General features: G+C 55.6%; 5 protein-coding genes. 3 read left to right on the top strand and 2 right to left on the bottom strand.

Annotation, left to right across the window (positions count from 1 at the left end):
* Together IRZ24_RS16425 and IRZ24_RS16420 are read right to left on the bottom strand one after the other, a co-directional pair.
* On the bottom strand, positions 1 to 1163 hold a 1163-nt coding region (locus IRZ24_RS16425; RefSeq protein WP_297166453.1), incomplete at its 3' end, for an FAD-dependent oxidoreductase.
* Positions 1164 to 1315: 152 nt separating this feature from the next.
* The gene (locus IRZ24_RS16420; protein WP_297166450.1) at positions 1316 to 1477 is read right to left on the bottom strand and encodes a hypothetical protein; all 162 of its coding nucleotides are present in this window, start codon (positions 1475 to 1477) and stop codon (positions 1316 to 1318) included.
* Between the two features lie 200 nt (positions 1478 to 1677).
* Between IRZ24_RS16420 and IRZ24_RS16415 the strand changes: the two genes are divergently transcribed.
* The 3 genes from IRZ24_RS16415 to IRZ24_RS16405 form a co-directional block, all read left to right on the top strand.
* A complete protein-coding gene (locus tag IRZ24_RS16415) occupies positions 1678 to 2748 on the top strand; it encodes a phospholipase D-like domain-containing protein (protein WP_297166447.1) in 1071 nt (356 codons plus the stop codon).
* Positions 2749 to 2965: 217 nt separating this feature from the next.
* Entirely contained in the window at positions 2966 to 3688 is a 723-nt protein-coding gene (locus IRZ24_RS16410) for a helix-turn-helix domain-containing protein (RefSeq protein WP_297166444.1), read from the top strand.
* Positions 3689 to 4447: 759 nt separating this feature from the next.
* A partial coding sequence (locus IRZ24_RS16405; protein ID WP_297166442.1) for a biosynthetic peptidoglycan transglycosylase occupies positions 4448 to 5228 on the top strand: 781 nt, incomplete at its 3' end.

Raw genomic sequence — 5228 nt, 5'->3', positions numbered from 1 at the left:
GTTTTGAGGGGAGGGATATGCTCGCGGTAGTCGGGGGTAACGATCGGTTGGGCGAAAGGAGCGTGAAACATCCAGCTCTCGCGCACCCAGGAGGGGTCGAAGTCGGGGCGAATACGGCGCAGGTGGGGCAGAAACTGGGCCAGAACCTCTGCTTTCTCCATCTGGAAGAGCGGATCATCCATCGGACGGTAATTGCCCAGGTAGAGCAGATGGCGACCGCCGTACTCCTCTGGAGGGCGCAAGTTAGTATGTTCGACAATACTCAAGAATGGGTAGCCGGGATCGCAGATATTAAGCCAGTAGGTGGCAGTCAGGCGGCGATCGAGAGCCAGGATCAGACAATGGGCGCCATAAGCCTGACCCCACTCATAACGGGCGCGATAGTCTGCTGGCAGGGCAGGGATCAAACGGAGCGTCAGGCGAGTAGCCAGGGTAGAGATCACACGATCGACGGTCCAGGTGCCGCGGGTTGTGCGCACCTGCCAACCACCGTCGGCCAGCGGTTCAGCGCCTGCGATGCGGGTGCCGAGTAGAACTTTGCCGCCGAGAGAAGTAATGCGTTCCACCAGGCGATCGTAGAGTTGCTGGAAGCCGCCTTTGAGATAGCCCAGACTGGTAGTGCGGTCATGGAAGCGGGCCCAGAACCAAGGCAAGGCGATCTGCTCATGGAGGGCGCCGAACTTACTCACAAAGAGTGGCTCGAAGACCAGCTCGTAGGGGCGTTTCCCCATCCAGCGCCGCAGCCAGGGAGCAGCGGTACGGCCCTCCAAGGGCCAGGACGGGGATAGTTTTAGGAAAGCGGCCACTGCGCCGACGCGCAGGCGTTCAGAGAAGCGCAGGGGTCGAAAGGCCAGCAATGAGGTAGGCGAATCGAGGCGGTAGATCTGGCCTTCAATCAATGACTCTGTGCGAGGGGTAGACCAGACCAGTTGTGGGCCAAGGCCCAATTCTTTAATCAGGCGGATAGCGGCGCGGTCGGTACGGAAGAGGTGATGATAGAACTTCTCCAACCAGATTCCCGGCTCGACCTGGAAGCCGGCGGCCAGTCCGCCGGGGATCTCTTCTTGTTCGAAGACCATGACTGACTGACCGGCCTGCGCCAGGCGATAGGCGGCGACCAGACCGAGTGCTCCGCCGCCGAAAACGGCGTACTGTCGCTGCATACTAGTGTTGCTCCTCTCCCTGGTGCTTGCGGGGTCCCTTGTAGTCTGGCGGCTCGTTTATGGCTCTCTGCCTGGTTTACCTCCTTCCCTGAAGGCCTGGGCGAAGCGACCTCTGACAGACGCCTGCAGGCTGCAGAGAGGGGAGCGAGGGCCTATTGGAGAGCGAGAGTGGATGAGCCTGCCGGATCAAGCAACGGTAGAAGGGCCTCGCCGGCGTCCTTGCTCTCTTGTCGATTGGCATCAATTGTACCATAGTCGTGCCTGAGATACCAGCCCCCAGCCGTGCAGTCTACCTTGTTCACTATCCGTGGCATACCGCCCTCTTTGATGACCGAGTCCAAACTAGTAAGGCCCATCATAGCTTGTCGGTTGTCCTTCCTTTAGCATGACCATCATCCTCGGGGCCGAAGAAGCAAGCTCTCAATGTTTGCCTTGCGGCGTTATAGACAAGTAGCAGGCGGTATTTTGCATCTCGCTTGTCGGGTATAGTCAATCGCAAAGGAAGACATCACTCATGACTAACCTGAGCGTCAGCCTAGTGACTCAACCCTTAGAGCAGCTTGTGGACATAGCTCAGCGCTATAGAGGCATGGATTTAGAGCTAGCCGTGGCCTATATCTCCCCTAATGGGGTGCACAGTCTCAGTCCGCTTATGGCAGCCGCGAGGCGTACACGAATCACAGTAGGAGTGGCCCCAGTGAATCGGGTAGAGACCTTCAGAAAGCTGCAAGAACTGGGAGCAGAGGTCTTTATCTATATCACTGAGCCAGGCTACACCTTTCATCCCAAGGTCTATTATGGCTGCACCAGCAATGCGCTGGCCTGGGCCTTGGTTGGCTCTTCAAACCTGACCAATAACGGTCTTGGCCTCAATGTTGAACTCAATCTACTCATTGAGGGGCGAAGATTCTGCGAGCCATTTACCAAACTCGAAGCGATACTGGAAGGTTACCGACGCCAGGCCTATTTCCTCACGGAGGAACTATATAAAAAGCTCAAAGCTGCTGAACAGCACCTGGGAAGTCAGGTACGCGAGAGAGACTACATCGAGTATTTATCCAAGAAAGGCTTGTCGGTGGCAGCGCGTCCTCAGCTTATCATTCCTGAACCCTTGCAGCATCAAGCTCTGAATGAACTGGAGCACTATATGCGTGAAACGCGCATGGTCTATGCCTATCAAATGCTGCTTTGTCTGGTCATATTAACCCATACTGATGAGCGGGGTTCCTTTTCTCAACATGAGGTGGCGGCCTGTTTTCGCCGCTTTTATCAACTGCGTGATCAAGAAGGATTACCACGTGAGAGACAGCATGGTATGAGGCGAGCTGCGATAGATGATCCGGAACTGGAAGAAGGTACCTTAATTGACATTATTCGCATTGATCCCTTTCCACGTCTTGAGCGTCGAGGACTACTGGAGATAAGCCCCGAAGGGGACTATTATATTGTCAATCCTGCTTTAGTGCAGGCGCTTACTCCCGAAGCGCGTGCCAGGCTGCGCGAACTAGCGATTCAGCGTCTAGCGCAGCATTTTGGCGAAGATAGAGCCACTATCGAAAGGCTAGTAAGAAAAGCCATCGGCTGAGAGTCCCGACGGGTCTTGTCGTGGCGTGAGGGGAGAGCGGCCTTGACGGGCATGCACAATTCCCATACAATCTACTTACAGGGGAGAGATGTACAGTCGGTCAGCTAGTGAAACTCGAGGAACATCAGGCGCAGAAGATACGTCAGACCTTCATTCGCCCGTTCGTTGTTCATCTATCGGCACCACACCGGCCCTGGTTTTGGAGGGAGGTCGGGCCATGACGTCTGCTTCTACACCACGGCCAGAGGAGGAGTGGCTGAGTCTACGCGAGGCCGCTGAACTACTGGGCATGCACCCGGCAACAGTCCGCCTCTGGGCCGACCGCAATGCCTTGCCCTCACGCCGTACCAGCGGCGGCCATCGCCGCTTCCGCCGCTCCGATATCGAGGCCCACTTGCGTCAGGAAAGTGAGCGCAAACCTCACCCCGCCGCACGCCTCCTCGTGCAAAGCGTCTTGGGACGTGTGCGCGAAGCCTGGGCTGAGGGCATGCTGGATCGCTTGCCCTGGCATCGCCATTTCGACGAGGCCGCACGAGAAGCCTATCGCCGCCTGGGTCGACGCTTGCTGGAGCTGCTGCTGCGGGCTCTTACCGAGGCCGGAGCCTACCCGGAATTGCTGCATGAAGCCGCACGCCTCGGCCATGAATATGGCTCGATTACCCGCACTTCCCAAGTGCCAGTGGCCGACGCCGTGCGTGCTTTCCTCTACTTTCGCAGCCTTGTCGATGAAACCCTCATCCAATTGGCCGAGGTTCAGGGAACACGTGATCACCAGGAACTACCTTGGGCTGAAAGCCTGTACCAGATCCAACGACTGACTAATGAAATCTTACCCGCCCTGATCGAGGCCGCCCTCGGCGAGGAGAGCAGCCAGCTTCCCTCTCCTCCAGGCTCAAGCGACGGTTCATCCGCTGAACAAAGTTCTTGTCAGCCCTCCTGAAAACGCTAGCTCTCCTGATTCAATTTGCAACGCTCAACCAAGCTGACTCTCTCATCAGCCCTTCCTTTCACCTCCAGCCTCGCCCTGGTCAACCGTGCTTCACCTCGCCTCCTCCGTTGGCTAACCCACTATCTACGCTCTATTCAGCCCCGCTAGCCGTCTGCTTACCTTTCTCTCCTACAAGACCGGCTTCCCGATACAAAACAAGGATGATCGACGTATTATCAGCTGTGAGCAACATAGGCCTGCCCCTCTCTGGGGGATGAGAGGGCAAGACATCCCAGCAGTAATCTAGAAAGTATTGCGTGACTCCCGGGCCATAATTGAATTAATGATACATTCTGTGTTACAATAGGAATATAAATCTGAAAAACGGAATGGGTAAGAGGGGCCGGTGACTGGCGGCGCTGGTCATTCGTTCGTGAATAAGGGTACGACCAGAAGCAAGCACAGCAATTGTGAAGCCATGTTCTTTTGGCGACTCCCGCCCGAAGGGTCAAGCAGCGAAAGCAGGCAAGATTCTACATTTCCTGTGAAATCCACTCCATTAAGATAGATTGCCAGTTTTCTGTTACCTGCTATTCTGAATATAAGGACCCTTTGACTCTCAGGCGACACCTGCTCCCTGAGAACAGGGGTCAGTGTGAAGCGTGTGGGCTATCTCCGCGAAGAGTCAGCAGCCGACAGGCAGGGACAGCCTTTGTGCAAACCCTGTCATGGGATCAGCAAGCAAGCAGGAGAGAGAAGAAGGGATAGACTATGTCCGACGAGAGACAGATAGAGGTCCTGGAAGAAGCGTCAGCAGGAGAGAAGACGGAGATTCTCCATCTCCCGGCTCGTCTGCCAGCCAACAGCCGAGCCGCCGCCGCGCAGCGGCTGGAGGAGCGCCCTGAAAAACCTCCAGTCGGGGTCTATTATGAGGCGCCTCATCTGATGACCCACCCGCACGGCTGGCGCCTGCGACGCCACTACAAGCGCAAAAACCTTCATCGCAGCAATCTGCGTTACGCACTGGCCGAGAAGATCGGTACCCAGTGGACGCTGCTGCCGCTGGCTGTGATCTCACTGGCTGTGATTGTTGTACTTACCAGCGTGCTGGTCGGCGTTGCAGGCCTGGTCAGCGCAACTCAAGAACGCTTCGGACATCAGGTTGTCACTTTGGCTGATATTCTGCCCAAAGACAACCTGAAGATGTACGATGCCAATGGAGATCTGATTTATCAGATGACGAGTGAGGGACTTCAGACAACGGTTCCGCTCTCGCAGATCTCTATTCATCTCCAGCATGCCGAGATCGCTATCGAGGATCAGAATTTCTGGAATAACCCCGGCTACGATATTACTGGTATCGTGCGCGCCGCCCTCGACGATCTGACCCACGGTCGCATTGTCTCCGGCGGTAGCACTATCACACAACAGCTTATTAAAAATGCTATTGTTGGCAACAAAGATACTATTATAAGAAAATTACAAGAGATTATTCTTGCTCCCCAGGTGACACGTTACTATACTAAGGAGCAGATTCTCTCTATGTACCTGA

The organism is Thermogemmatispora sp., assembly GCF_019683755.1.
Classification (GTDB): domain Bacteria; phylum Chloroflexota; class Ktedonobacteria; order Ktedonobacterales; family Ktedonobacteraceae; genus Thermogemmatispora.
Note: the sequence above shows the minus strand (reverse complement) of the source record. Positions and strands in the feature narration are given on the sequence as shown.

Coding starts and splice junctions, on each gene's coding strand:
- IRZ24_RS16420 (WP_297166450.1), bottom strand. CDS start 1,477: ATGCCACGGATAGTGAACAAGGTAGACTGCACGGCTGGGGGCTGGTAT.
- IRZ24_RS16415 (WP_297166447.1), top strand. CDS start 1,678: ATGACTAACCTGAGCGTCAGCCTAGTGACTCAACCCTTAGAGCAGCTT.
- IRZ24_RS16410 (WP_297166444.1), top strand. CDS start 2,966: ATGACGTCTGCTTCTACACCACGGCCAGAGGAGGAGTGGCTGAGTCTA.